This window comes from Micromonospora sp. L5 (genome assembly GCF_000177655.2).
Classification (GTDB): Bacteria; Actinomycetota; Actinomycetes; order Mycobacteriales; family Micromonosporaceae; genus Micromonospora; species Micromonospora aurantiaca.
The window spans coordinates 6555809-6580919 of the sequence record NC_014815.1 but is presented as its reverse complement, the minus strand read 5'-3'; the positions used below and the strand labels follow the sequence as shown (position 1 = coordinate 6580919).

Annotated in this window: 21 protein-coding genes; 11 read left to right on the top strand and 10 right to left on the bottom strand. The window is 72.0% G+C overall.

Annotated elements, in window-relative coordinates; translation table 11 throughout:
• Window positions 1–27 precede the first annotated feature (27 nt).
• Window positions 28–720, bottom strand: a complete 693-nt coding sequence (locus ML5_RS29485; RefSeq protein ID WP_013477305.1) for a TetR/AcrR family transcriptional regulator — start codon at window positions 718–720, stop codon at window positions 28–30.
• Window positions 721–811: 91 nt separating this feature from the next.
• On the opposite strand from ML5_RS29485, the gene ML5_RS29480 reads away from it, so the two are divergent.
• From ML5_RS29480 to ML5_RS29460, 5 genes are read left to right on the top strand one after another with little or no spacing between them, the layout of a single operon-like run.
• The gene (locus tag ML5_RS29480; RefSeq protein WP_013477304.1) at window positions 812–1960 is read left to right on the top strand and encodes an acyl-CoA dehydrogenase family protein; all 1149 of its coding nucleotides are present in this window, start codon (window positions 812–814) and stop codon (window positions 1958–1960) included.
• Between the two features lie 14 nt (window positions 1961–1974).
• On the top strand, window positions 1975–2733 hold the full coding sequence (locus ML5_RS29475) for an SDR family NAD(P)-dependent oxidoreductase (RefSeq protein ID WP_013477303.1): 759 nt from the start codon (window positions 1975–1977) through the stop codon (window positions 2731–2733).
• 31 nt (window positions 2734–2764) lie between these two features.
• A complete protein-coding gene (locus tag ML5_RS29470) occupies window positions 2765–3937 on the top strand; it encodes an acyl-CoA dehydrogenase family protein (protein WP_013477302.1) in 1173 nt (390 codons plus the stop codon).
• Window positions 3934–4398, top strand: a complete 465-nt coding sequence (locus tag ML5_RS29465; protein ID WP_013477301.1) for a MaoC family dehydratase — start codon at window positions 3934–3936, stop codon at window positions 4396–4398. Before ML5_RS29470 ends, ML5_RS29465 begins: the two co-directional genes overlap by 4 nt.
• A complete protein-coding gene (locus tag ML5_RS29460) occupies window positions 4395–5939 on the top strand; it encodes a long-chain fatty acid--CoA ligase (protein WP_013477300.1) in 1545 nt (514 codons plus the stop codon). Before ML5_RS29465 ends, ML5_RS29460 begins: the two co-directional genes overlap by 4 nt.
• Window positions 5940–7872: 1933 nt before the next feature.
• Here the strand turns inward: ML5_RS29460 and ML5_RS29450 are convergent.
• From ML5_RS29450 to ML5_RS32625, 4 genes are all read right to left on the bottom strand, one after another.
• Entirely contained in the window at window positions 7873–9336 is a 1464-nt protein-coding gene (locus tag ML5_RS29450) for an NF041680 family putative transposase (RefSeq protein WP_013473762.1), read from the bottom strand.
• A 180-nt stretch (window positions 9337–9516) separates the two neighbouring features.
• The gene (locus ML5_RS29445; RefSeq protein ID WP_013477297.1) at window positions 9517–11043 is read right to left on the bottom strand and encodes an FAD-dependent monooxygenase; all 1527 of its coding nucleotides are present in this window, start codon (window positions 11041–11043) and stop codon (window positions 9517–9519) included.
• A gap of 118 nt (window positions 11044–11161) precedes the next feature.
• Window positions 11162–11311, bottom strand: coding sequence for a hypothetical protein (locus ML5_RS32630; protein ID WP_201766715.1), 150 nt, complete (start codon window positions 11309–11311; stop codon window positions 11162–11164).
• Window positions 11311–11457, bottom strand: coding sequence for a hypothetical protein (locus ML5_RS32625; RefSeq protein ID WP_176921682.1), 147 nt, complete (start codon window positions 11455–11457; stop codon window positions 11311–11313). The genes ML5_RS32630 and ML5_RS32625 overlap by 1 nt, the downstream gene beginning before the upstream one ends.
• A 298-nt stretch (window positions 11458–11755) precedes the next feature.
• Here ML5_RS32625 and ML5_RS29435 point away from each other — a divergent pair, with 298 nt between their 5' ends.
• The 3 genes from ML5_RS29435 (at window position 11756) to ML5_RS29425 (ending at window position 15395) form a co-directional block, all read left to right on the top strand.
• Window positions 11756–12370, top strand: a complete 615-nt coding sequence (locus tag ML5_RS29435) for a TetR/AcrR family transcriptional regulator (protein WP_013477296.1) — start codon at window positions 11756–11758, stop codon at window positions 12368–12370.
• A 301-nt stretch (window positions 12371–12671) separates the two neighbouring features.
• Window positions 12672–14081 carry a glycosyltransferase family 2 protein gene (locus ML5_RS29430; RefSeq protein ID WP_013477295.1) on the top strand — a complete coding sequence of 470 codons (1410 nt, stop codon included), beginning with the start codon at window positions 12672–12674 and terminating at the stop codon, window positions 14079–14081.
• A gap of 90 nt (window positions 14082–14171) precedes the next feature.
• Window positions 14172–15395 (top strand): glycosyltransferase, encoded by a 1224-nt coding sequence (locus ML5_RS29425; RefSeq protein ID WP_013285612.1) that lies wholly within the window; start codon window positions 14172–14174, stop codon window positions 15393–15395.
• Window positions 15396–15533: 138 nt separating this feature from the next.
• Here ML5_RS29425 and ML5_RS29420 read toward each other — a convergent pair whose 3' ends face one another.
• The 4 genes from ML5_RS29420 to ML5_RS29405 all read right to left on the bottom strand — a co-directional run bounded on the left by ML5_RS29420 (window position 15534) and on the right by ML5_RS29405 (window position 17926).
• Window positions 15534–16094 (bottom strand): NADPH-dependent FMN reductase, encoded by a 561-nt coding sequence (locus tag ML5_RS29420; protein ID WP_013285613.1) that lies wholly within the window; start codon window positions 16092–16094, stop codon window positions 15534–15536.
• Between the two features lie 11 nt (window positions 16095–16105).
• Window positions 16106–17041 carry an ROK family protein gene (locus tag ML5_RS29415; protein WP_013477294.1) on the bottom strand — a complete coding sequence of 312 codons (936 nt, stop codon included), beginning with the start codon at window positions 17039–17041 and terminating at the stop codon, window positions 16106–16108.
• A gap of 8 nt (window positions 17042–17049) precedes the next feature.
• Window positions 17050–17403, bottom strand: coding sequence for a DoxX family protein (locus ML5_RS29410; RefSeq protein WP_013285615.1), 354 nt, complete (start codon window positions 17401–17403; stop codon window positions 17050–17052).
• A gap of 91 nt (window positions 17404–17494) precedes the next feature.
• The gene (locus ML5_RS29405) at window positions 17495–17926 is read right to left on the bottom strand and encodes a type II 3-dehydroquinate dehydratase (protein ID WP_013285616.1); all 432 of its coding nucleotides are present in this window, start codon (window positions 17924–17926) and stop codon (window positions 17495–17497) included.
• Window positions 17927–18258: 332 nt separating this feature from the next.
• Between ML5_RS29405 and ML5_RS29400 the strand changes: the two genes are divergently transcribed.
• The 3 genes from ML5_RS29400 to ML5_RS29390 are packed head-to-tail and all read left to right on the top strand — an operon-like array spanning window position 18259 to window position 21282.
• Window positions 18259–19422, top strand: a complete 1164-nt coding sequence (locus ML5_RS29400; protein WP_013477293.1) for a DegT/DnrJ/EryC1/StrS family aminotransferase — start codon at window positions 18259–18261, stop codon at window positions 19420–19422.
• Window positions 19419–20549 (top strand): Gfo/Idh/MocA family protein, encoded by a 1131-nt coding sequence (locus ML5_RS29395; protein ID WP_013477292.1) that lies wholly within the window; start codon window positions 19419–19421, stop codon window positions 20547–20549. The genes ML5_RS29400 and ML5_RS29395 overlap by 4 nt, the downstream gene beginning before the upstream one ends.
• A gap of 37 nt (window positions 20550–20586) precedes the next feature.
• Complete coding sequence (locus ML5_RS29390) at window positions 20587–21282, top strand: HAD-IA family hydrolase (protein ID WP_013477291.1); 696 nt, start codon at window positions 20587–20589, stop codon at window positions 21280–21282.
• Window positions 21283–21357: 75 nt separating this feature from the next.
• On the opposite strand, the gene ML5_RS29385 is transcribed toward ML5_RS29390, so the two are convergent.
• A complete protein-coding gene (locus tag ML5_RS29385; protein ID WP_013477290.1) occupies window positions 21358–25059 on the bottom strand; it encodes an amino acid adenylation domain-containing protein in 3702 nt (1233 codons plus the stop codon).
• Window positions 25060–25111: the final 52 nt, after the last annotated feature.

Here is a 25111-nt window from a genome sequence, read left to right as displayed (position 1 = left end):
CGAGATCCATCGCGCCCCTCACGGTGGTCAAAAACTAGCGCTGCAAGTTTTTGCTCTTGTGCCCGGATCGGCTGGCGGGAGGGGTGGTAGCGGCCCGATGTGCTCCTCGTAGGTGCGGGAGAGCCCATCAATGAGTGCGTCGAGGCCGAGCGCGAAGGCGCCCTCGTCCACCCGTTGCTGATGCTCGGCGAGCCGGTGCGCCTGGGTCAGGTGCGGATACCGCTCCCCGTACAACCCCGGGTCCTCGACGAAGCCACGGGCGAACGATCCGAGCGCGGAGCCCGCCACGAAGTAGCGCATCAGCGCGCCGATGTGCGTCGCGCGCGCGGGCGGCCAGCCGGCAGCGACGAGCCCGCCGTAGACCGTGTCGGCCATCGCCAGCGCTGCCGGCCGCCGGCCCGGCCCGCGGGCCAGGTACGGCACGATGTTCGGGTGCGCGGCCAGTGCCGCCCGATACGAGTGCCCCCACCGGCGCAGCGCCTCGCGCCAGTCCAGGCGCCCGAAGAAAGAGACGTCCACCTGGGCGGTCACGCTGTCGGCCACCGCGTCGAGAATGTCGTCCTTGGTGGCGAAGTGGTTGTAGAGCGAGGGCCCGCGTACGCCGAGTTCGGCAGCGAGCCGGCGGGTGGAGAACGCCTCCAGCCCGTCCGCGTCGATCAGCGCGGCGGCGGCATCGACGATCCGCTGCCGGCTGAGCAACGCCTGCCTCGGCCGGGGCATCCGCGCCTCCCTCGCTCACTCGTCGGCCCGCGGCAACTCTGCCACAGCCGGGTCTGGACGTACTTAAACTTGCAGCGCTAGTTTATGCCGCATGGACCTTCAGCTCTCCGCGGAGCAGGCGGCGGTTCGTCAGCTCGCCGCCGAGTTCGTCGACCGTGAGGTGGTCCCGCACGCCGCGGCCTGGGACCGGCGCGAGTCGGTCGACCCGGAGATCGTCGACAAGCTCGGCCGGCTGGGCTTCCTCGGGCTGACCATCTCCGAGGAAGACGGCGGGTCCGGCGGCGACCACCTCTCCTACTGCCTGGTGCTGGAAGAGCTCGGCCGGGGCGACTCCGCCGTCCGGGGCATCGTCTCGGTGTCGCTCGGGCTGGTCGCCAAGGCCATCGCCGCGTACGGGTCCGCCGCGCAGCGGGCCGAGTGGCTGCCCCGGCTCTGCGCCGGCACCGCGCTCGGCTGCTTCGCCCTGACCGAACCGGACAGTGGCTCGGACGCGGCCGCGCTGACCACCCGGGCGACCCGCGACGGCGGCGACTGGCTGATCACCGGCGCGAAGACGTTCATCACCAACGGCACCGTGGCCGACGTGGTCCTGCTCTTCGCCCGCACCGGCGGACCCGGACACCGGGGCATCAGCGCGTTCCTGGTGCCCACCAACGTCGCCGGGCTCACCCGGAGGGAGATCCACGGCAAGCTCGGGCTGCGCGGGCAGGCAACCGGTGAGCTGCGCTTCGACGCCGTCCGGGTGCCCGACTCGGCGCGCCTCGGCCCGGTCGGCGGCGGGTTCCGGCTGGCCCTGGCCACCCTGGCCAAGGGCCGGATGTCGGTGGCCGCAGGCTGCGTCGGCATCGCCCAGGGCTGCCTCGACGCGGCGGTCGGCTACGCCGGGCAGCGCACCCAGTTCGGCAAGCCGATCGCCGGGCACCAGCTGGTGCAGCAGTTGCTCGCCGCCATTGCCGTGGACACCGCCGCCGCCCGGCTGCTGGTGTGGCGGGTGGCCGACCTCGTGGACCGGGGCGAGGCGTTCGCCACCGAGGCCTCGATGGCCAAGCTCTTCGCCAGCGAGGCAGCGGTCCGGGCGGCCAACAACGCCGTCCAGGTCTTCGGCGGGTACGGCTACATCGACGAGTACCCGGTCGGCAAGTACCTGCGCGACGCCCGGGTGGCCACCCTCTACGAGGGCACCAGCCAGATCCAGCAGCTGCTCATCGGGCGCGCGCTCACCGGCGTCAACGCCTTCTAGCAAAGGGGATAACCGTGACCAGATTCGCCGACCGGGTGGCCGTCGTCACCGGCGCCGGGCAGGGCATCGGCGCGGCGACCGCGCACCGGCTGGCCGCCGAGGGCGCCGCCGTCGCCGTGGTCGACCTCGACGAGGAGCGCAGCCGGGCGGTCGCCGACGAGATCACCGCGGCCGGCGGCCGGGCCGTCGGCATCGGCTGCGACGTGACCGACCCCGCGGCGGTGGCCGCGATGAGCGACCGGGTGATGCAGGCGTACGGCGGGTTGCACGTGCTGGTGAACAACGCCGGCATCACCCGCGACGACCTGCTGTTCAAGATGCCACTGCCACACTGGGAGGCGGTGCTGACCACCAACCTGACCAGCATGTTCCTCTGCTGCCAGGCCGCCCAACAGCACATGGTCGCGGCCCGCTACGGCCGGATAGTCAACCTCAGCAGCCGCTCCGCCCTCGGCAACCGGGGCCAGGTCAACTACGCGGCGGCCAAGGCGGGGGTGCAGGGTCTGACGGCCACCCTCGCCATCGAACTCGGCCCGTACAACGTCACGGTCAACGCCGTCGCCCCGGGCTACGTGGCCACCGCGATGACCGCCGCCACCGCGCAGCGGGTCGGCAGCAGCCCGGAGGAGCATCAGCGGACGGTCGCCGAGCACACCCCGCTGCGCCGGGTCGCCCAGCCGACCGAGATCGCTTCGGTGATCGCCTTCCTGGCCAGCGACGACGCGTCGTACGTCAGCGGACAGACCCTGTACGTCAACGGCGGCGCGCGCTGAGGCGCGCCGGCGGACCAGCACCCGGAGGGACATGGACTTCGCGCTTTCCGACACCGAGCAGGCGATCCGCGACACCGCCCGCGACTTCATCACCCGGGAGGTCATGCCGCTGGAGCAGGAGCTGCTGCGGCGGGAACGGGTACACCGGCCCGGACTGGAGCACAGCGAGCTGCGCGAGTTGCAGCTCAAGGCGCGCAAGTTCGGATTCTGGGGGCTGGCCACCCTGGAGGAGTACGGCGGCATGGACCTGCCGGCCGTCACCCAGTCCCTGATCTGGACCGAACTCGGCCGCTCGTTCGTGCCGTTCCGGTTCGGCGGCGAGGCGGACAACATCCTGTTCCACGCCAATGACGAGCAGAAGCGCGAGTACCTGGTCCCGACCATCGAGGGGGAGCGGCGCAGCTGCTTCGCGATCACCGAGCCCGGCGCCGGCTCCGACGCGGCCAACATCAAGCTCAGCGCCCGCCGTGACGGCGACGACTGGATCCTCAACGGCGAGAAGACCTTCATCACCGGCGGTCACGACGCCGACTTCGCCATCGTGATCGCGGTGACCGACCGGGAGAAGGGGGCCCGCCACGGCGGCGCCACCGCGTTCCTGGTGGACCGGTCGATGGGCTGGCGCTCAGAGTTCATCCAGACGATGGGCGAGGGCGGCCCCGCCTCGCTGGTCTTCGACGACGTCCGGGTACCCGGGCGCAACATCCTCGGCGAGCCCGGGCAGGGCTTCAGCCTCGGCATGGAGTGGATCGGCAAGGGCCGTTACATTATCCCGTCGCACGCCCTCGGCATCGCCGAGCGGGCGTTGTCGATGGCCATCGACTACGCCAACACCCGGGAGACCTTCGGCGCGAAGATCGGCACCAACCAGGCCATCCAGTGGATGATCGCCGACTCGGAGACCGAGCTGGAGGCGGCCCGCTGGCTCATCCTGCGCGCCGCCTGGACCGTCGAGCAGAGCATGGACCCGCGGCACGCCTCCTCGATGGCGAAGCTTTACGGCGCGGGCATGGTCAATCGGGTGGTCGACCGCGTCCTGCAGATCCACGGCGGCATGGGCTACACCCGTGAGCTGCCGATCGAGCGCTGGTACCGGCAGGTCCGGCTGTACCGGATCTTCGAGGGCACCGACGAGATGCAGCGACTGATCATCTCCCGCGACCTGCTGCGCGGCTACACGAAGCTGGGAGGGCACCTGGCATGAGGGTCTTCGCGTCCATCGAGGAGTTGGCCGAGGCGACCGGCGAGACCCTGGGCCCCGGCCCTTGGTTCCGGATCGACCAGCAACGGGTCGACCGGTTCGCCGACGCCACCGACGACCGCCAGTGGATCCACATCGACCCGCGACGGGCCGCGGCCGGCCCGTTCGGCGGCACCATCGCGCACGGCTACCTCACGTTGTCCCTGCTGCCGGCGCTGGCCGGTGGCCTTTACCGGGTCGAGGGGGTGGCCATGGGGGTCAACTACGGCCTCAACCGGGTGCGCTTCCCGGCCCCGCTCCGGGTCGGCAGCGCGGTCCGCGCCACCGCGACCCTGGCCGGGGTGTCACCCGTGGACGGCGGCGTGCAGGTGGTCACCGCGGTCGCCGTGGAGAGCGACGCCGGCGGCAAGCCGGTCTGCGTCGCCGAGACGGTCAGCCGCCTGGTGCGGGGCGTGGCCCGATGACCGCGCTGTCGCTGGCCATGGTGCTGGCCGAGTCCGCCCGCCGGCACGCCGACACCGTCGCCGTGGTCGACGGCGACGCCCGGGTGACGTACGCCGAGCTGTGGCTGGAGGCGCGCAGCTACGCCGCCGGGCTGCGCGAGCGGGGGGTCGGCCCGGGCGACAAGGTGGCCCTGCTGGCCCCGAACGTGGTGGACTTCCCCCGGGTCTACTACGGGGCCCTCGCCGCCGGCGCGGTGCTCGTCCCGGTGCACCTGCTGCTGACCGTGGACGAAGCGGCGCACGTGCTGACCGACAGCGGCACGAAGCTGCTGGTGTGTCACAGCTCCCAGCTCGCCCTGGGCGCCGCCGCCGCGGCGGCGGCCGGCGTGCCGCTGGTGACCGTCGGGCCGACGGCCGCCGGCGCGGTCGCGCCCCGGCTGGAGGAGCTGAGCCACCCGCTGCCAGCGCTGCCGTCGTACGTCACCCGGTCGGCGGAGGACCCGGCGGTGGTGCTCTACACCAGCGGCACCACCGGGGTGCCCAAGGGCGCCGTGCTCACCCACCTCAACCTGATCATGAACGCCACCGTGAACGTCTTCGACGCCAACGACGCGCGCAGGACGGACGTAGTGCTCGGCTGCCTGCCGCTGTTCCACAGCTTCGGCCAGACGGTGGCGATGAACGGCACCTTCCGGATCGGCGCGACGCTGGTGCTGCTGAGCCGGTTCACCGGGCCGGCCGCCATCGACCTGATGCTGCGTGAGGGGGTGGACGTCTTCCACGGCGTGCCCACCATGTACGTGGCGCTGCTCGACGCCGCCCGGGACCGGGACGACCTGCCCCGGCTGCGGCTCTGCGTCTCCGGCGGGGCGTCGCTGCCGGTGGCCGTGCTGGAACGGTTCCACGCCGCCTTCCAGACGACGGTCTTCGAGGGGTACGGGCTCTCCGAGACCTCACCCACCGCCACCACCAACCAGCCGCACTTCGGCACCCGCGCCGGGACCATCGGGCACCCGGTCTGGGGCGTGGAGGTGGAGATCGCCCGCGCGGAGGTGGACGAGCGGATCGAGCTGCTGCCGACCGGAGAGCTCGGCGAGATCGTCATCCGGGGGCACAACGTCTTCGCCGGTTACCTGGGGCGGCCCGAAGCGACCGCGGAGGCGGTGGTGGATGGCTGGTTCCGTAGCGGTGACCTGGGACGCAAGGACGCCGACGGGTTCATCACCATCATCGACCGGAAGAAGGACATGATCATCCGGGGTGGCTTCAACGTCTACCCACGCGAGGTGGAGGAGGTCCTTGCCCGGCACCCGGCGGTCGGCCAGGTGGCGGTGATCGGGGTGCCCGACCCGCGTCACGGCGAGGAGGTCTGCGCGGTGGTGGTGGCGGACCCGGCCGGCCCGGGCCTGCCCGACGAGCAGGAGATGATCGACTGGTCGCGGGAGCATCTGGGCCGGCACAAGTACCCGCGGCAGATCCGGTATGTCGACGACCTGCCGCTCGGGCCGAGCCACAAGGTGCTCAAGCGGGAACTGCGTCGCCGGATGGCCCCGCCCGACTGACCACCGCCCGCCGTCCGCTGCCACCGCCCAGGCCGCGGCCCTCGTCGCTCTCGCCGCGCGTCGAGGGCCGCTTCCTCCGGCTGTCGCGCCGGCGAACGTCGCCCGTCATCGTGCTCGGCGGGCGGTCCCGACGGTGGCGTCGAAGACTGAGCCGATGACCAACCCCGACCTCGATCCCGAGGTGTACCCGCCGATCGACCCGCGTGTGGACGTGCCGGACGGCCCCGGCGCACTCCGCCCGGACACCTCCGGGTGACGATCGTGCTGACCGAGGACGGGCTGCCGCAAGTCCGGTCGGTACACGATCTATAAAGCTGACGGGGAGCCACAGCCAGGGGGCGGGGGCCGGCCCGCCCGGCACCAGTCGGCCCACATGGCCTCGGTGTGCGGCAGCGCCTCGTTGGATCGGCCGGTCAGCGCGAGGGCAGGGACCAGCTTGCTCGCCGAGGCGTAAGGATGGTTGTTGATCAGGTCATCCTGGTACACCCGCTCGGCGGCGGCTAGAGGATGTCTCGTAACTCCGTCGCTCGTCGAGGCCGCGTATCGAGGACCCCGTCGAGATCGGGATACGCCTCGATCGCCCTGACTCGTCGCGCAGCGTCGTGTCCGGCCGGCAGGTTCGGACCGGACTACCGTGCTGCCGGGGGGATCAAGCGGGCTGTGCGAGCGGTGAGGCCGAAGGGCGGCGTGAGATATCCCTGCTCGGCGACCATCGAGCCTGCTCGCCGGCTTGCGACAGATCCGCTCCCACCTGCCTCAGTGGGGTGGCAGTGGTGCGGCCGGGCGTACGGCCGTGAAGTCGGCGTGTTCGTACCGGGTGGCGGAGAGCAGTAGCAGCCACTCGTCGCAGCCCTGCCACGGGTATTGATCGGCGGCTCCGCCGCGTACGGACCGGGGCCCGTATCCGGTCCGCGGTCGCGCGTCTGACGGCGCGCCGTCGAACCCGGGGATCCACACGTCGGCGCAGAGCTCGTTCGCCGAGCCCATCGCCACCAGCCCGAACGCGTTCTCGCCGGCGGCCGTCCGCGTCTCGTCGCCGAAGTCGTCGAGGAGCTGTCCTCGTCGGGTTTCCCGTCACCGTGGAAGGTCAGCGTGGTGGTGCCGGCCCGGGCTGCGTATTCCCACTGCGCCTCGCTGGGCAGGTCGAACGGCAACAGCTCGAGTAGGTCCTCCAGGTCGCCTTCGAGCCGAGCCGTGCCGGTGTCCGCCTCGACGTAGTCGTCCTCGTACTCGGGCAGCCAGTACCGGACCTGCGCCACGGTCAGCGGGTGCCGGGCGAGCAGGAACGACTCGGACGCGCACCTCGCGGACCGGTTGTGCGTCCGTGGCGCTGGCAAGGAACGGGTCGATGGTGTCCTCGACACCGCCGCTGCGTTCGATGGCGCGTACCGCGTCGAGCTCCGCCTCGGACAGGCCCATCCGGAACGCGCCGCCGGGAACCTCCCGGAACACGACTCCCGACGGGATGTGCCGCCACGCCGGTCGCCCGGCCACGATCTCCTCGGTCCACATGGCGGCGAACGCTAGCAGCCAAGCCGTCCGGAAGTCTCCCGATGCCCCGCAGCTCGCGCACAGACCAACTGCTGTCGATGCTTAAGGCCGAAGCTGGCAGAGCCCCTGGATGGGCCTGGCTATAAAGCTGGCAAGACCGGTGGATAGACGGTCAGACGTGGCGGACGTTCAACCTTCGCCCCCCGTTTACCCCCCGAAAACCCGGGCCAAATGTTGGCGAAGAGTGACAAGAGCCGGTGAGGTCATAGCAGCGTACTTGCAGCTCAACGACTGTCTCAGGCAAGTAATGACAAGCCGACTTCGGCTACTTTCCGTTACAAGGGGTTTTGACAACCAATGACAAGTCCTGAGAGGACTCGACAAGAGGTTGTCTTGGGTTCGAGTCCCTCGTTCCTCAGAGCGGCTGGTGCTAACTTGATTTTTAACACGTGCGGCGTGGGCGGGGATTGACGGATTTCGTCTTCTTTCCGGCTGCTGTCTTGGCGTTTGTGGTGGTCGCGATGTGGACGTCGTAGCGCGGGGTGGGGTGGTCGTTGCGGCGGCCGGGTGGCCGTCCTGGTCCTGGCCGGGAGGGTTTGGGTGCACCGGCCGGACAGGTCGCCTTCGTGCGCAGGTGCCGAAACCCGCGGCGGACGCGGGCGGGTGACAGACGCTGCGGTGGTGCGGGTTTCTCCCAGGGGCGGCGCAGGTCGGCGGCGAGGGCGCGGGCGAGACGGAGCTGGGTGTAGGCGGCGAGGATCATCCAGGTCCACCGGTCGGCGGCCTGTGGCGTGCGGATCTTGGGGCAGGTCCAGCCGAGGGTCTGCTTGAACAGGCGGAATGTGTGCTCGATGTCAAAGCGACGTAGAAACGTTTGCCAGAGCCGGTCGACATCAGCGGCGGTGGCGTCGACGCCGGACCACCACAGCCAGACCGGCTTCGGGGTCGCGCCGCTGGGCAGATGGTCGACCTCCAAACGGATGACGGTTCCCTCGATGACCGGCAGTACCTTCGCCGCAGCGGTCCAGGCGGATCGATGGGTCAACCGTGGGTGCAACCGGTCCCAGGCTCGGGCCCGCGCCGTGCCGTAGAGGCGGGTGTCGGCGACGGTGGCAGCGTCCGGCTCACCCCAGGTAGTGGGATCGCCGAAGACGAACTCGTCGCCGTGCCTGCGCGGTCGGCCGATCGTCCCGGGCTGCCGGGGCGGCACTGCCCGGCGTAGCACCCGGTCCGAACGCATCCGAGCCAGGACCTGCACCGGCAGGTCACGCAGGAGGAACGCCAGTCGGGGTGCGTCGTAGCCGGCGTCGGCCACGACCAGGATCTCCAGGTCCCCGGCCTGCCACTGCCCGGCCGCGATCAGCCGGCCCACGATGTCTCGCAGCTGACCAGCGGTGACCGTGGCCGCGTCGTCACCAGGCGCCAGCCGCACCGCGTCCAACGGCGCGGTCCACGAACTGCGACCAGATTCCAGGGCCACGACCATCGAGTACGGCCAGCCCGGGATCATGATGGTCTGATCCTTGCCGCGACCGTAGGTGTGACACAAGATCCGCTGCGGCGAGGTGTGCGCGTCCGGCCGCAGCCAGCAAGTGATGTCGACCGCCAGGACGAGACGACCATCAGCTGCCCGCGGCAACGACACCCCGGCGAGGGCCGTGCGCAGCCGATCGACGTCCAGCCGCCCGCAAGCGAGGGCGTCATACAACGCCCCGTGACCGCGGCGGTGCTCACCCACCAGCGACAACTCCACCAACGACCGGACCGGCCCGTCGGCGCACAACACCGCGTCCGTCAGGTCGAACAACGCGTCAGCCCGAGCGGTCAGGCAGTCGTAGAACTCTCGCCGGAACCTGTCCAGCTCCCCGACGACATCAGCCCGACCACGGTCATGCACACTGGTCACCAGAACAGCCCTTGGTAATTGATGCTCTTCCCTAGACAAGAAGATCATCGACCAAGGGCTGTTTCTGTGATCGGCCAGGGTCCCCACAGGACCTTCGGAGGTTAAAGATCAAGTTGAGATCCTCTGGACGCTAAGGTCAGGGGCCCCGCATCCGTGAGCGTGGGCGATCTGGTCGTCGTTTCAGGGTGTGCCGAACCAGCCGGAGAGCGCTTCGCGCAGCGCGGGCGCGGCGGTGTCGGCGGGTTCATCGAGGGTCGCGGCCCAGGCGATGTGGCCGTCCGGCCGGATCAGGAGCGCGTCGGCCGGTCGATCGTCGGTCTTGGCGGTGTGGAGGTCGACGCGATGCCGCCAGTCCCGGGCGGCCTCGCGCAGGTCCGGCCGGTCGGCGAGGTCGAGGAGGACGGGCCGCGCACCAGGCATGAGCTCCGCGACGCTGGTGACGCCCTGGTCGGTGTGCAGGGTGAGGTCGGGGGCGAAGGTGCCGGCCAGCGGGTGGTGGCCGGCGCCGGGCATCGGGTAACGGACGTCGGTACCGGATACCAGCGCTCCCATGCGACGCAGCGGCTGCTCGTCGGTGAGCAGTTCGGAGAAGACCTCCCGCAGTGCTTCGGCGGCCGCGTCGTGCCCGCGCCGGAGTGCCACCTGGGCGCGGGTGTGCAGCATGGTTCGGGCGGCGGCCTGGCTGCGTTCGCCGTGGTAGGTGTCCAGCAGGCCGGGCGGCGCCCAGCCGTGCAGGTCGGCGGCCAGCTTCCAGGCCAGGTTGACCGCGTCCAGCATGCCGGCGTTGAGGGCTACCCCGGTGGCCGGGAACAGATGCGCCGCATCCCCGGCCAGCAGGGTCCGCCCGGCCCGGTAGCGCTCGGCTTGGCGGGCTTTGAAGGTGAAGCGCGACAGCCGAAGCGCCTCGGCGACCGGCAGGTGCGCGCCGAGCACGCGGCGGACGCTGTCCTGCAGTTCGGTGACGGTCATCGAGACGTCGTCGTCGTATTCGGTGTTCTCGTCTTCGATGGTGTAGACCGAGACGACCTTGGAGTCGGGCGATGAGCCGACGCCGAGCAGGCCGTGGTCCGTGCGGGTGAAACCGGCGCGGATGGTGCCGAAGCCGGGCACGTCGAGATCGCCGTTGCCGAGCACGGTCACCGTGTCGGGCAGGGTGACCTGGGCCAGCCGGTTGACCTCCGGATAGGTGGTGCCGGGGAAGCCAATGCCAGCCCAGTCGCGGATACGGCTGCGCGCGCCGTCGCAGCCCACCAGGTAGCGGGCGTTGATCCGGTACGGCCCGTCCGGGCCCCGCACCTCCACGGTCACCGCGGCCTCGTCCTGGCTTACCCCGATCACCTCGTGCCCACGTTGGACGTCGACACCGAGTTCGCCGGTGCGTTCATCGAGCAGCCGCTCCAGCAGCGGTTGCGGCAGCGGCAGGGCGTGCAGCGGGGGATCCGGCAGCTGGGTGAAGTCCAGGTGCACGCCGCCGAACGGGAACCGGGGGGTGAGGCCGGGGCCGGGGCAGGCGGCTTCGAAGCGTTCCAGTAAGCCCCGGTAGCGCAGCAGCTCCAGGATTTGCCCGCCGAGACCACCGGCCTTGGGGGTGTCCCGGCGCTGCGGCTGCCGCTCCAGCAGCAGCGGTCGCACACCGGCCAGACGCAGCTCAGCGGCTAGCATCAGCCCGGTCGGACCGGCGCCCACAATGACCACGTCGGCGTTCATCACTGGCGACTCCGCTCGTACGCTTCCGTCGCATCCCCGCGTGCCCCGCACGCGGTCAACAGCACACGCACTTCGCTACTCCCCATTTCCGTGGATTCTGGCCTCGGTTGACGATTCCTCACCCAGCGGCGCGTTGCCGGGTGAGATCATAATGATTCATCTCGATCGATCTTTGATCGTGTCGTCCCGCCGTGTGCGCGAGGATGGCGGCGACCAGTTCCTCGTGCGCCTCCGGCGGCAGCGTGTGGCCCATGCCGGCCACGATCATCAGCCGCGCTCCCGGGATCTGCTCGGGATGATCGTGCCGTGCCCCGGCTTGACCGGCTCGTGGCCGCCCTCGATGACCAGCGTGGGCGCCTTCACCTGGTGCAGCACCCCTACCGGCTCGAAGTCGGGCTTGGCCGCTGCGGCCATCCGGTGGTCGGCCGTCGCCGACAGGTTGCGGGCCGTCGGCGCACGGCCTTCTTCAACTCCTGGGCGTGGTCCTTCATCGCGGCCCGCTCCTCGGCCGCGAATCCTTCGTGCTCACTGTTTCCGGTGCTGCTCATGGCAGATCACTCCTTGCGGATTTGATGAGGCGCAATCCTGGGCCCGCGGGTGGCGACATGCCACCACGCTCCTCCATCGGCACGCACCGTGCCGATCGGGGCCTAATGTCGCACGCAGCCCGCTACATTGTCAACGGCACGCCGTGTGCCGATAGGATCGCGGCATGACCGACACGCCTGCCACGCCACGGCGCCGAGGCGCTGCGCGCACTGAAGAACTGCTGCGAGTGACCCTCGATCTGGCCGCGGAGGTCGGTTACGCGGGACTGAGCATCGAGGCGGTCGCCAGGCGGGCCGGGGTCGGAAAGCACACGATCTACCGGCGTTGGCCGTCCATCGCGGCGCTGCTGCTCGACGCGCTCAGCCTCGTGTGGACCAGCGATCTGGACTACCGCAACGCCGGGGACGTCCGTGCGGATTTGCGCGAACAGTTCCTACGCTCAAGCCTGGCCCTATCCAGCCCGCCGATCGGCCCCGTCTACCGCGGAGTCATCGCCGAGGCGCAGGCCGATTCCACGCTACGGGCGACCCTGCACGAACGGTTCCTGGCCACCGTCGAGCAGAGCACCCTCGACCGGATCACCCGCGCTCAGCGCACCGGTGAACTCGCCCCAGGAGCGGACCTGGAATTCGCCGCCGAGGTGCTATGCGGCACTCTCTACTACCGCTGGCTGCTGTCAACCCGCCCCATCGACGAGAGCGCGGTCGACGGACTGCTGGACATGTTCATGGCCGCGTACGGCACATCAACTCGTTGCAGTGACCATGAGCGTTGTTGACGGCGTGGCCGCTACCGGCCATGGGCGCAGCAACTCACCACCGAACTCCTCGGCCGCGACAGCCGCAACCTGCCAGGCGTACGTGAGTTCGCCGGCCGAATCGGGTTGATCTAACCCTCTGCTTCCTATCGCGGCTGCTGCTCCTGCGCGTGGTTAGGTTCCGGTCAGGCGGCGACTGTCATGTCGGGACAGTGCACCCCTATAGACCCCTATTGATGCGTAAGGATGTCGTCGCGGAGAGTTATCGTCTGACGATGTCGCCGCCCCCCGACGGCAAGATCGTCTGACGGAGAGGATCGCCATGTCGCTGCCCACCAACCCTCCGGCGCTGAGCGTGGTGATGCCGACCTACCAGGATCCGCAGTGCCTCGCGCTGACCCTCAGGGCGCTGACCCGGCAGACGCTGCCGCCGGAACGCTTCGAGGTGATCGTGGTCCGGGACGGTGGCTCGTCCGACGGGTACGCCGAGGCGCTCGCCGAGGGTGCCGGTCTCCGCCTGCGCGTGCTGGAACTCGCCGAGCGCAAGGGCCGCTCCGTCGCCCGCAACGAGGGGGCGCGCCGTGCCTGCGCACCTCTGCTGGTCTTCCTCGACGCCGACTCGTGGGCGGTGCCCGACCTGCTGGAGCGGCACCTCGCCTGGCACAGCGTGCCCGGCAACGCGGCGGTGCTGATCGGCCGGCGGGACGAGATCGGCCTCGCTGACCTGCCGGCAGTGCTGGCCGGGGAGTCGCACGCGGTCGCACGCGCCTTCCCGCACGGCGGCGACCTGCGGTTCGCCACGGGGCTTCCCGACGACGGGGGCGAGTGGCTCCGGGCCGGCTGGGTCATCGCCTACACGCACAACATCTCGCTGACCAGCGCTCACTTCGCGCAGGTCGGTGGTTACCGCGAGGCGTTCGGTCTGAGCTACGGCGTGGAGGACGTCGAGTTGTTCTACCGCGTCGACCGCAGCCTCCCCGACGGCGTCAACTTCGGCTACGACGACGACGCCCGGGTCGTCCACCTGCCGCACCACAAGAACATCACCCGCAACTGGATGGAGATGAAGGCCAACTTCCAGCAGGCGGCCCGGCTCTATCCGTGCCTGGAGTGGGAGTTCCTTACCGCCGTCATGGGGTACGAGGCGATCCGGCGCATCCTGCACTATCGCGCGCTCATCGACGAGTGCGTCGAGCGGTCGGCCTGCGCCATCGGGCCCGCCGCCGCGCGCCTCGCCGGCCAGGTGCGGGGGCACCGCACGCTCTGGATCGGCACCGGCCGCGCCGATTCCGGGTTGCCCACCTCGGCGTTGACCTACGACTACGCCGCACCCATCGGGCGGACCAACTTCCACCTGCTCGGCGTCGCCCCGCCCATGCCGCCGGGCAGCCTGGACGCGGTGATCAGCGTGGACTTCTGGCGGTACCTGCTGTGGCCGGAACTCTGCCAGTTCATCTCGGCCTCGCTGCTGCTGGCCGGCGAGGTCCACCTGGTCGCCACCGCCGACTCGACGCCGGGGATGTGCGCCGCCGACCCGCAGACGCTGGACTACCTGCGCCAGGCGCAGGCCGCGGCCTGCGCGGCCGAGCTGCGCGCGGTCGAGGGGCTCGGCCACGTACTGATCCTGCGGCCCCTCCGACCCGCGCCCGGCGCGCGCCGGGTACCCGCTCAGACCGCCGCCAGAGCGCGACCCGCTGCCCTGGTGCCGGGGCGCTCCACGACGCGGGGATAGCAGATCGACGGTGCGGCCAGGCCCGACAACGCTGTCGGGCCTGGCCCAGCCGCGCCCGGATCCGGGGCAAAAGACGGAAAGGCGAGTATCATGCGCGTACTGCTGTCGACTCTCGGGTCGCGCGGCGATGTCCAACCACTGGTGGCGCTCGCGTCGCGGTTGACGGCCCTCGGCCACCAGGTCCGCCTCTGCGCCCCGCCCGACTTCGCCCGCTGGGTGGCCAGCTTCAGGATTCCCTTCGTGCCCGTCGGCCCGCCCTGGCGCAGGTCGGCGGCGCCCAGGTCGCGGGCCGCCGTGCCAAAACCCTCGCCCGCGCAGGTACGCAAGCTCGCCGAGTCCTCCATCGGCATTCAGTTCGAGGTGCTGTCGGCCGCAGCCCGGGACTGTGACGTCCTCGTCGCGTCGACGGGCCTCCAGATCGCCGCCCGCACCGTGGCGGAGAAGCGCGGCATCCCGTACGTCTTCGCGGCGCTCTGCCCGGCGGCCCTTCCCTCACCCCACCACCCCCCGCTGCCGCTGCCGGTGTTCGGGGAGGTCCCGGCGCCCGCGTCGGCCGACAACAGCGACCTGTGGGCCGCCAACCTGCGGCACGTCAACGACACCTTCGCCGCGCCCCTCAACGCGCTGCGGTCGGCGGTGGGGTTGGGCACGGTCGACGACGTCAGCGACCACATCCACACCGACCGGCCGTGGCTGGCCACCGACCCGACCCTGGCACCCTGGCCGGACGTCGCCGATCCGGCCGTCTACCAACCGGGTGCCTGGCTCCTGCCCGACAAGCGGGCCCTGCCAGCCGAGCTGACGGCCTTCCTGGACGCCGGCGGGCCGTGCGTCTACGTCGGATTCGGCAGCGTCGCCGCACCCCCGGGTCTGCTGGAGACGGCCGTGCGGGCCGTGCGCGCGGTCGGTTGCCGGCTGGTCGTCTCCCGGGGCTGGGCGCCGCTCTCGCCTGTCGACCGGTCCCCCGACTGCCTGGTGGTCGGCGAAGTGAACCAGCAGGACCTGTTCCGGGAGGTGGCCGTGGTGGTCCACCATGGCGGCGCGGGCACCACGACCACGGCCGCGCGGGCCGGGACGCCGCAGGTCGTCGTACCGCAGGTGTACGACCAGCACTACTTCGCGCGCCGGGTGTCCGCGCTCGGCATCGGCACCGCACACCCCGGCTCCGTGCCGACCGTCGAGTCGCTGACCGAGGCTCTGGGCGCCGCGCTGCGGCCGGAGGTGGCCGCCCGCGCCCGCGAGTTCGCCGGCGTCGTACGCACCGACGCGGCGCAGGTCGCCGCGGAGCGGTTGGTCGTCGCACCGGGAGCCTGAGCGGGCAGCCCCGCCCCCCTGGCTCACGACCGGGCGGGGCCCGGCCACGACCCAGCGTCCGGTGCCGTGCCGTGCCGAGCGGGCGGGTCGACGCTGGATGCCCGACCCCCGTCACCGGCCCGCGCAGCCGCAGCGGCGTCAGGCCCGGCGCAGCGTCCGCAGTGTGCCGGCCCAGGCGACCACCTCGTCGAGCATGGTGCCGAGGGCCTGCTCGTGGTGCGCGGCCGGCCGGAAGTCGCGGAAGTTGACGAAGTCGGTCGTCAGAGAGAGCGCGACCTGGGAGCGGACGTCGGCGACGCCGAGCTGCCCGAGCACCAGCCGCAGGTGCTCCGCCGCCCGGGTGCCGCCGTGCACGCCGTAGCTGACGAGGCCGGCGGCGGCGTGCTGCCACTCCTGGTAGAGGAAGTCGAGGGAATCCTTCAGTGCGCCCGGGATGGAGTGGTTGTACTCCGGCGTGACGAAGACGAAGCCGTCGAACCCGGCCACGGTCGTCGCCCAGCGGCGTACGGCGGGGCGTCGCGACGGCGCCATCGACGGTGGCAGCACCTCGTCGAAGTGTGGCAGGGCGTAGTCGGCGATGTCGACCAGCTCGACAGTGGCGTCGCCCCGCTTGGCGGCGACGTCGCGCACCCAGCGGGCCACGGCGTCGGCCTTGCGGCCGGGTCGCGTGCTGCCGACGATGACACCGATCCTGACCATGCTGCTCTCCTCTACGCGATGGGGGTGGGGCGCGCGGGAGCCGGCGTGCCGGTCAGGTCACGAGCCAGCTCCACCGCGCCGTGCAGGGACGACAGCCCGCCGAGGGCGGCGGGACGCACCGGTGGCGCCGGACGCCCGGGCCGGCCGGCGCGGCGTGCCCGTTCCGCGACGAGCGGCACGAAGCCGGGCAGGCCGGCGGCGAACCCGCCGCCCACGATCGCCAGCGCCGGATCGAGGATCTCGCCGAGGCTCACCACCGCCGCCGCCAGCGCCCGGCAGCTCTCCTCGACCGCCGCCACCGCCCAGGGCTCGCGCCCGTCGAGTCCGGCCCGCAGGTCATCGAAGCCCACCTCGCCGCCCCGGCGGGCGGCAGCACGGCGCAGGGTGGCGGGGCCGGACGCGATGGACTGGAGGCAGCCATGCCGGTCGCAGTCGCAGCGCTCACCATCGAGAGCGACGACCACGTGACCGATCTCGGCGGAGGACCGGCCCGGCACCGGCCGGCCGGCCAGTACGACGCCACCGCCGATCCCGGTGCCGACGCCCAGGTAGACCACGTCGTCCGCGCCGGCGCAGCGCGCCTCTGCAAGGGCGGCGAGATCACCATCGTCGGCGACGGCGGTTGCCGCGTCGGGAAAGAGGCGGCGCAGCGCGCCGGTGAGGTCGAGGCCCACCCAGCCGGGGCGCCCGGGCCAAGTGGTGACGGTGCCACCGGTGTCAGTGGTCGCCGGCATGGCCACCCCGACCGCGTCCACCGGTCCCCACCGGTCGCGCAGCCGGTCCACCTCGACGGCCAGCACCGTCAGGTCGGCGGCCGGGTCGGCAGTCCGGGGCCAGCGGAAGGTGCGGTCGTACGCCGGCTGCCCGGGCGCCTCCGCGCGCAACGCGACCTTGGTGCCGCCGACGTCGATGCCGAGGACGCCGCCGTGGCGCTGCGGACCGGACACGGCCGGCCTCAGCCCAGCCGCACGTGCAGGTAGACGAGCGCGAGGGCGGCCACGGCAAAGATCACCGGCGTCAGGATCGTCGCGGCCGGGTCCTTGGCCCGGGAGTGGTAGACGACCGCGCCCGCCATCTGCAGGGCGAGACCGATCGCCGCGGCGATGCCCAGGGGCGGCCAGAGCAGGCCGAGCAGCAGCCCGGCGACCGCGGCGAGTTCCAGCACCCCCAGCGCGCGTGTCAGCCCCGGCGAGACGCCGAGGTGGTCCATCCGCTCGCGCATCTGTGCCTGCCCGGTGAGCTTCGGCACGGCGGTGCCCACGAACACGGCGGCGAGGACGAGGGTCAGGACGAGGACGGAGATCTCCACGTGAGGTCCTTCGGGAAGAGTCGGGACGTGCGGACGACCGCGCTGCCGGCACGCCGGCGCCCACGGCACTGGACGGCGGGGTGCCCGGTCGTCATCGGACGGTCGCGGTGAGGGCGCGCGCGGCCAGCCGGTAGCCCAGCGCTCCGAGCCCGACGATCACCCCGCTGGCCAGCGGGGCGATCACCGAGTCGTGCCGGAAGCTCTCCCGCGCCCACACGTTGGACAGATGCACCTCGACGAAGGGCCGGGGGTAGTTGGCCAGCGCGTCGCGCAGGCTCCAGCCCGCGATCATCAGGGCGCCCGGGTTGACGATCGCGCCCACCGTGTCGTAGCTGTTCTGGATCGTGCGGATCAGCGCACCCTCGCAGTCGTGCTGCTCGGCGACCACACCCCAGCCCCGGGTGGCGACCTCCTCGCCGACGGCGCGTTGGATGTCGTCCAGGGTGTCGGTGCCGTAGATCTCCGGTTCCCGCCGGCCGAGAATGCCCAGGTTCGGGCCGTTCAGCAGCAGTACGTCCGACACGCTTCACCTCGTGGGGCACGGCCCTGGTCCCGCAGAGCCTGATGACTGGTCACCGCAGTCTTACTACGCCGACGGCTCCCGGCGAACCGGCGGCGCCCGAGGCGCGGGTGGACTAAGGGGTGGCTAGGGGCTGTTAGGGGCGGTGACCGCGTATCCGCGTCGGTTACCGTCCTCCCTGCTGAGCGACGCCGCCGGCTCCGGACGGAGGCGTCACGTACCGCGCGGCCATCCGGTGCTCCGCTGTGCCCGGACCGCGTACCGGCGGTCTCGGGTCGTCCCGCCCGATGGTCAGTCGAAGCCCCTGGTCTGCCCGAGTTGGGAAGTGGGAAGTCATGAGTGGTCAGCCCTCGACGGTGTCCGAGTTCCCCGAGTGGCCGCAGTACGGCGACGAGGAGCGAACCGGACTGATCCGCGCCCTCGAACAGGGTCAGTGGTGGCGGATGGGCGGCAGTGAGGTCGACTCCTTCGAGCGGGAGTTCGGTGACTACCACGGCAGCCCCCACGCGCTCGCCGTCACCAACGGCACCCACGCGCTGGAAGTCGCGCTGGAGGTGCTCGGCGTCGGCCCCGGTACTGAGGTGATCGTCCCGGCCTTCACGTTCATCTCGTCCTCGCTGGCCGCGCAGCGTCTCGGCGCGGTCGCCGTGCCGGTCGACGTCGACCTGGACACCTACTGCGTCGACCCCGCCGCCGTCGAGGCCGCGATCACCCCCCGTACCAAGGTGATCATGCCGGTGCACATGGCCGGGCAGTTCGCCGACATGGACGCGCTCGACAAGCTCGCCGCCGACGCCGGGGTGGCTCTGCTGCAGGACGCGGCACACGCCCACGGCGCGCAGTGGCGGGGCCGGCGGGCCGGCGCGCTCGGCTCGGTGGCCGCCTTCAGCTTCCAGAACGGCAAGCTCATGACCGCCGGCGAGGGCGGAGCGGTCGTCTTCCCCGACGAGGAACTGCGCGAGCGGGCATTCCTCGTGCACAGCTGCGGCCGGCCCCGCACCGACCGCGAATACCTGCACAGCACCACCGGCTCGAACTACCGGATGAGCGAGTTCACCGCCGCTGTGCTACGCGCCCAGCTGACCCGCCTCGACGAGCAGATCGCGCTGCGCGAGCAGCGCTGGCCGCTGCTGTCGAGCCTGCTCGCCGAGATCCCGGGCGTCGTCCCGCAGGCGACCGACCCCCGCACCGACCGCAACCCGCACTACATGGCGATGTTCCGTGTCCCCGGGATCGGCATCGAGCGCCGCCGTGCCGTGGTGGACGCGCTCATCGCCCGGGGCGTCCCGGCGTTCGTGGCGTTCCGGGCGATCTACCGGTGCGAGGGCTTCTGGATGGCCGGCGCGTCCGACGAGTCGGTAGAGGCGATCGCGGCCCGCTGCCCCAACACCGAGCAGATCCACTCCGACTGCGTCTGGCTGCACCACCGCACCCTGCTCGGCACGGAGCAGCAGATGCACGAGATCGCCGCCGTGCTCGCCGACGTCCTCGCCGGATGACGGCCCGGCCCCCGGCCGCGGCCGGCCGGCCGGTGCGGGTCGCGGTGGTCGGCCTCGGCTGGGCCGGGCGGGAGATCTGGCTGCCCCGGCTCGCCGCACACCCCGGCTTCGAGGTGGTCGCCGTGGTCGACCCGCAGCCCGTGGTGCGCGATCAGGCCCGCGACACCCACGCCGTCGCGTCCGCGTACGCCGACGTCGAGGACCTGCCCGCCGGAACGGTCGACCTGGCGGTGGTCGCCGTACCGAACCACCTGCACGCGGTCGTCGCCGTCCGGCTGCTGCGCCGGGGCGTACCGGTGTTCCTGGAGAAGCCGGTCTGCCTGACCTCCGCCGAGGCGGGCATCCTGGCCGACGCGGAGCGCGACGGCGGCGCGGTGCTGCTGGCCGGCAGCGCTGCCCGTTACCGGGCCGACATCCGGGCGCTGGCCGACGTGGCCGGCGGGCTGGGCCCGATCCGGCACGTCGATGTGGCCTGGGTTCGCGCCCGAGGGGTGCCCGACGCGGGCGGCTGGTTCACCCGCCGCGACCAGTCCGGCGGGGGCGCGCTGGTGGACCTCGGCTGGCACCTGCTCGACACGGTGCTGCCGCTGCTCGGCCCGGCCCGGGTCACTCACGCGATCGGCAGCGTCTCGGACGACTTCGTCAACGACAGCGCCGCCCACGCCGCCTGGCGCGGCGGGGCCGACACCGCAGGCCACGTTCCCGGCGACGTCGAGGACACCGCCCGGGGTTTCCTGCTCACCGACACCGGCGCCTCCGTCGCCCTGCACGCCTGCTGGGCCTCGCACGAGTCGCTGGACCGCACCACCGTCACCGTGCACGGCGCCGCGGGGTCGGCGACGCTGCGCTGCACGTTCGGCTTCAGTCCCAACCGGGAGCCCACGCCGGTGCTGACGCGTACCCGCGACGGCCGGACCGCGCGGCTGCCGCTGCCCGGGGAGCCGATCGGCGCGGAGTACGACCACCAGCTCGACGCCCTGCCCGGGCTGCTCGCCGACCCGGCCGCCCGGGGCGCGGCCGTCGTCGAGGCCCGCCGGACCATCGACATCATCGAACGGATCTACCAGTGCGCCCGGCCCACCCGGCCGGAGCGCCAGCACGCACTGGTGGGCCATCGCGCCGGGTGAGAACCACCCTCGGCCCCAACCCCTTCCGGGAGCAGCCATGAGCCGTCCATCGTCCACAGTCGAGGTGACCCCGCCGTCGCCGGCGCGCGGCCCGATCCGCGCGGTCGTGTTCGACCTCGACGGCGTCATCGTCGACAGTTCGGCCGTCATGCGTGAGGCGTTCAGCATCGCGTACGCCGAGGTGGTGGGCGACGGGCCGGCACCGTTCGAGGAGTACAACCGGCACATGGGCCGGTACTTCCCGGACATCATGCGCCTGATGGGGCTGCCCCTGGAGATGGAGGAGCCGTTCGTCCGCGAGAGTTACCGGATGGCCCACCTCGTGCCGCTCTTCCCCGGCGTCCGGGAGACCCTGGAGACCCTGCACTCGCGTGGCATCCGAATGGGGATCGCCACCGGCAAGGCCGGCCCGCGGGCCCGCTCCCTGCTCGACCAACTCGGCGTGCTGGGCCTCTTCGGCCAGGTGATCGGCTCCGACGAGGTGGCCCGTCCCAAGCCTGCCCCGGACATCGTGCTCCAGGCACTGGGCAACCTCGACGTGCCGCCGCACGAGGCCATGATGGTGGGCGACGCGGTGATCGACCTGCTCAGCGGCCGGGATGCCGGGGCGACGGCCGTCGCCACGACGTGGCACGGCGGGGACATCGCGGCGCTGCTCGCGGCCGGCCCCGACCTGGTCGTGCACGCCCCGGCGGAGTTGCTCGCGCACTGCCCGGCGGCCCTCGTCCACTGACCCGGACCGGAGCGCGCCGGGCTGCTCGCGCGGGCCGCACGGCGCGCTGCCGCCGAGCCTGCCGGCAAGCGGCGGTCAGCGGGTGTCGCTGACCGCCTCGGGGCCGGCTTCCAGGAAGCGCAGCATGCCGGTGGCCAGGATCTCGGCGACGGGGGCCGGGACCAGATCGGTACGGATGGTGACCCGCAGGAGGACACTCTCGTCGCCGGGCAGCACCTCGGCGACGCAGGCACCGGACCACTCCCGGGCGTACGGTTCGACGACCTCCTCGGTCCGGCAGCCGGGCAGGTCCAGCGGGAGGACGAGGTTGTCCTGGTAGGCGAACGAGGGCAGGCTGTTGATCACCTCGCGGGGCAGGTCGAGGACCGGGTCGTCGGTGACCATCTCCAGGAAGGAGACGTCCTGTGCGGCCATCAGGTCGTCCGCGGCCTGCTGGAGGCCCCGCATCAGGTGTTTCTCCGGGCCGCCGAACCGGACCCGGAGACAGTTGCTGCTGATCCTGCTCGTGAAGGCGGAGTCGAGGACGCGGCTGCCGCGCTGGGCGACGATCATCAGCAGGGCGATGTCGTCCTGCCCGTGGATGGCGCGTAGCGCCGAGGCGTAGGCGGCGGCGAAGTACGTGGAACGGCTGAAGCGGTGTTCGACGGCGGCTCGGTCCCAGCGCCGCACCAGCTCGGGCGGGACGGCGACGATGTGCCCGGTCTTGGGGCCCCAGGTCGGGGTCTGTTCCAGGATCTCCTGCGGCCGGCCCTTGCCTTGGCGGGGCAGGTCGCGTAGTTGTTCGCGCCAGTAGGTTCGTTGGGTTTGCAGGTCGGCGGCGTCGCGTAGGCGGGTGTATTCGTCGTAGGACTGGTGCAGTGTGGGTGCGGGGTGTTGCCAGGTGGGTGTGTGGCCGGCTTGTCGTGCGGTGTAGGCGTGGCTGAGGTCTCGTACGAGTAGTCCGTATGACCAGCCGTCGAAGGCGATGTGGTGGATGCCGATGCCGAACAGGATTCGGTTGGTGGTTTTGTTTCGGATCAGGGCGGCGCGCCAGTTGCGGCCCTGGGTGTAGTCGAGTGGTTGCTGTACTGCTTCGGCGAGTTGGTCGCGGGCGTCGTGTTCGGTGGCGGCGTCGGCGAGTAGCCGTAGCTGGGGCATGCCGGGGTTGGGTGGGATGATTGCTGTTGGTGGGTCGGTGCGCCGGTAGCGGGCGTGCAGGGCCTGGTGGCGGTGGTGTAGGTCGCCGAGGGCGGCCATCAGGGCCCGTAGGTCCAGTTCACCCTCGATCCACCAGGTGGTCGGGCAGACCAGTTCGAAGGGGAGCACGACGCACTTCGCGACGGACGGGGTCAGCGGGACGGGCTTCGACGGGCCGGGACGGCCGGTGACGGACGGCGCCGGCTCGGCCCCGGGGCGGCGGGGGGCGGTGGCGAGCCAGCGGGCCAGCCCCTGCGGGGTGGGGGTGCGGTGGATCTGCGAGACGGGCACGGCGACGTCGGCGGCCTCGTCGAGGGCGACAGCGACGGCGGCGGACTGCAGGGAGGTGCCGCCGAGGTGGAAGAACCCGTCGAGTGCCCCGACCCGGTCCAGTCCGAGCACCGTCGCGAAGATCCCCGCGACGAGGCGTTCGGAGTCGGTGGCCGGTTCGGTGTATGGCACGTCGAGATCGGGACGGCGCGAGCCCGGCTCCGGTAGCGCCCGTCGGTCGATCTTGCCGGTGCCGCCGGTGGGGAACCGGTCCAGGACCATGATCACGGCGGGAACCATGTAGGGCGGGAGCACGGCGGCGGCGTGTGCCCGCAGGTCGGCGGTGACGGGGACGCGTCCGTCGCGTCCGGTGACGTAGCCGACGAGCCGGGCGGTGCCCTGGTCCTCGCGACGGGTGACGACGGCGGTGCCGACGTCCGGGTGTTGTTCGAGAGTCGCCTCGATCTCACCGAGTTCGATGCGGATGCCGTTGACCTTGACCTGGTGGTCCATCCGGCCGAGGATCTCCAGCGCTCCGGCGGCGTTCCACCGGCCGAGGTCGCCGGTGCGGTAGGCGGTCCCGCCGCCGTACGGGTCGGTGACGAACCGCTGGGCGGTCAGTTCGGGGCGGTTGAGGTAGCCGTCGGCGACGCCGGCGCCGGTGATGAGGATCTCGCCGGGGACGCCCATGGGGACGAGGTCGAGATTGGCGTCGACGACGCGGATCTGCCGGTTGGGCATGGGTCGGCCGATGGGCACGTACGCGCCGGGCCAGCCCTTGGACGCGTCGAACCAGGTGCAGGCGACGGAGGCCTCCGCGGGCCCGTACGCGTTGATCAGGCGGGCACCGGCGGCCGTCCAGCGTTGCGCCATGCGGGGCGGAATGGGTTCCCCGGCGAGGGTCACGCACGTCAGGCTGGGGCAGTCGGCGGGATCGACGGCGGCGAGGTTCGTGGGTGGGCAGAACGCGTGGGTGGCCTGCTCCTTGGCGATCAGCTCCGTCAACCGGCGGGCGTCGAGCAGGTCGTCGCGGGAGCTGACGACGACGCGGGCGCCGGAGGTCAGCGCGGTGTAGATCTCGCCGAGGGCCACGTCGAAGACCGGGGAGCAGGAATGGAGCATGCGGCTGTCCGGGCCGACCGCGCACTCCTCCCGCATCCAGGTGACGAAGTTCGTCAGGTGCTCGTGGGTCAGCACGACACCCTTCGGTGTCCCGGTCGAGCCGGACGTGTAGATCACGAACGCCGGCCGGGACGGGGCCACCACCGGCAGGTCGGCCGCCTCGGCCGCCGCCAGGGTGGGCCAGTCGACATCGAGGGCGACGACCCGTACGCCGTCAGGTCTGGGGACACGCGGGGCGACCTCGCCGACGGTGAGGACGACCCGAGCGCCGTGGTCGGCCAGCAGCATCCGCATCCGGTCCGCCGGCCAGGACACGTCCATCGGCGTGTACGCCGCCCCGGCGCGCAGCACCGCCAGGGTGGCGACGAGGGTCCACATGCTGCGGTCCAACGCCAGCGACACCACGTCCCCGGGCCGTACGCCCATCGACCGTAGCTGCGCGGCCAGCGCCCCCGAGCGACGGGCCAGCTCCGCGTACGTCAGCACCTCCCCGGCGGCGACTCCGGCCACCGCGTCCGGCGTGCGTCGCGCCCACTCGAGCACCAGCTCGTGCAGCGGCTCACCCGGCACCGGGCGGGCCGGGCCCCGGCCCCACGCGAGCAGCCGCTCGCGCTCGGTCGCGCCCAGCAGAGGCAGCGCGCCCAGCGGCACCCCGGGTTCGCGGACCCCGGCCGACAGCAACGACACGGTCTGGTCCACCAGACCCCGCACCCAGTCCGCCGAGAAGCCGTCGGCTGCGTAGTCCACCCGGAGCGCCGACCCGTCCCCCGCGACGGTCACCACGATGTCCACGTCCACCACGTCCGGCCCCACCTCGGCCACCGGGGCGTCCGCCAGCCCGACCACCACCGGCCCCGCCGCGCCCGTGTCACGCGTGACCGGGCCGGTCAGCGCCGCAGCCACCCGCGACGTCAGCTCGCCGAAGCCCGGTTCATCCGCGACGTCGACCCGCAGCACGCCGCCCGACGACAGACCGACCGCCACCTCGGCCTGGCCGGTGTACCGGGCCAGCACCCCCAGCAGACCGGCCAGCAGCACCGCGCCGGGGGAGCGCGCCCCCGCCGGGACGGGCAGGTCGACCGGCCGGTACGCGGAGGCCGCCCGGGCCGGCCACGCGGCCGGCCGGCGCAGGTCCCCCATCAGGTCGAGGATCTCGAAGCCGGGCCCAGCGACATCCGTGGCCTGCGCACCGACGATTCCGACAGACATTGAGCCAGCCTCCGATCAGGGCCGGCGCCACCCAGAGGGGTGCGCCGGAGGG